This is a genomic window from Streptomyces thermovulgaris (assembly GCF_002155915.1).
GTDB lineage: Bacteria > Actinomycetota > Actinomycetes > Streptomycetales > Streptomycetaceae > Streptomyces > Streptomyces thermovulgaris.
Genome location: NZ_MUME01000209.1, coordinates 1 through 1,658, shown reverse-complemented (window position 1 = coordinate 1,658; position 1,658 = coordinate 1). Strand labels below are relative to the sequence as shown.

The 1,658-nt window shown below is 73.8% G+C and carries 1 protein-coding gene and 1 pseudogene; one reads left to right on the top strand and one right to left on the bottom strand.

The window, feature by feature from the left end; translation table 11 throughout:
- Window positions 1-82 precede the first annotated feature (82 nt).
- Window positions 83-466, bottom strand: a complete 384-nt coding sequence (locus tag CCN35_RS17440) for a BlaI/MecI/CopY family transcriptional regulator (protein ID WP_067388784.1) — start codon at window positions 464-466, stop codon at window positions 83-85.
- Window positions 467-721: 255 nt separating this feature from the next.
- On the opposite strand from CCN35_RS17440, the pseudogene CCN35_RS17435 reads away from it, so the two are divergent.
- Window positions 722-1,658 (top strand): annotated as a pseudogene (locus CCN35_RS17435) (hypothetical protein); the annotation flags it as partial.

Genomic DNA, 1,658 nt, shown 5'->3' with positions numbered 1-1,658 from the left:
CCCGTGCACCGGCCCGCCCCGCAGCAGCCCCCGCACCGCAGGCCCAACACCCGCTTCGGCTCCGGGACACGGACGACGGGCGTCAGACGGCGCGGCCGATGAGCAGGTCGCGCAGGGTCCGCTCCTGTTCGGGGCTCAGCCCGGTCACGAACTGCCGCAGGGCGGCGACCGGGTCCGGGCCCCGGCCCAGGGCGTCGTGCATCGCCTGCGCGGTCAGCTCCGCCGCGCTCTTCGCGGGCCGGTAGACCCCCCGCCGTCCGTCCGCCTCGCGCAGCACCAGACCCTTGTCGTGAAGGCGCTTGAGAATGGTGTGCACGGTGTTGTAGGCCAGGCCGCCGCCGATCCGCGCCTGGACCTCGGACGGCGTCAGGGGCCGTTGCGCGGCCCACAGGACGGCGAGGACCTCGCTCTCCAGCTCTCCCGAGCCGCGTCGTCCCGTCCTGTCCCGAGGCCCTCTGCCAGCCATGCCCTCAACCTTACAGTGCGTAGGGAAGTCGGGCGTCCGGCGGTATTCAGCCCGGCACACAAGCCCGACACGGGGTAGTTTGTTCCTGTTTCCGCTGTTCCATTCCTGTTTTCTGTCCTGTTCCCTGTCCTGTTTTCCCGTCCTGTTTCCTGCTGGTAGTTCTCTCGATGCCTCCTGGACGTTCCGCGGATGCCTCCGGGGCGTCTCCCGGCGTCTGCCGGACCTTCCCGGTGCGTACAGGGGTGAGGGGTGGAGATGGCCGACAGTGCGCACGCCGTACTCACCGGGACGCAGCGATCCGGGCCGGCGCCCGGCTACCGCCTCGGCCCCGAGGACCGCGGCGGGGCCCTCCTCGCGGCGGTGGCCGCCGCCTTCACCCTCGCCCAACTTCTCCTGGTCCGCCCCGGCATGGGCCTCGGCTGGGACGAGACCGTCTACGTCAGCCAAGTCAGCCCGCACGCACCGGCCGCCTTCTTCAGCGCCCCGCGCGCCCGCGGCATCTCCTGGCTCGTCGCCCCGGTCGCCTCCTGGTCCTCCTCCACCGCGCTGCTGCGCGTCTACCTCGCGGTGCTCTCCGGTCTCGCCCTGTACCTGGCGCTGCGCGTGTGGCGGCACGCCTTCCCCCCACGCGTCCTGGCCCTCGCCGGCGCTCTGTTCGCCACCTTGTGGGTGACGCTGTTCTACGGCCCGCAGGCCATGCCCAACTACTGGGTCGCCATCGGCGCCCTGGCCTGCGCGGGCTGCTTCCTGCGCGCACGGCACGACCGGCGCGACCGCGCGGCACTGGCGGGACTGGCCGGCGCCGCCGCCCTCATGGCGGTGATGCGCCCCATGGACGCGGTCTGGGTCGTCCTCCCGCTGCTCGTGCTCGCCGCACTCGAACGCCGCGGAAGGCCGCTCGCCGCCCTGCTCGCCGGAGTGGCGGCCGGCTCCGCCCCCTGGGTGATCGAGGCCTACACCGGCTACGGCGGCCTGCTGCGGCGGCTGTCCGACGGCTCGGCCATCCAGGGCGGCCTGGGCTGGCACTTCGCCGTCGCCGACCAGCTGCGCAGCCTGGGCGGACGCACCCTGTGCCGCCCCTGCACCGGGGCGATGCCCCACCCGGTGGTCACCGCCTGGTGGTACGTCCTGCCGCTGCTCGCCCTGCTGGGCCTCGTCGTGGCCCTGCGCGCCCGGCGGACCCCGCCCACCC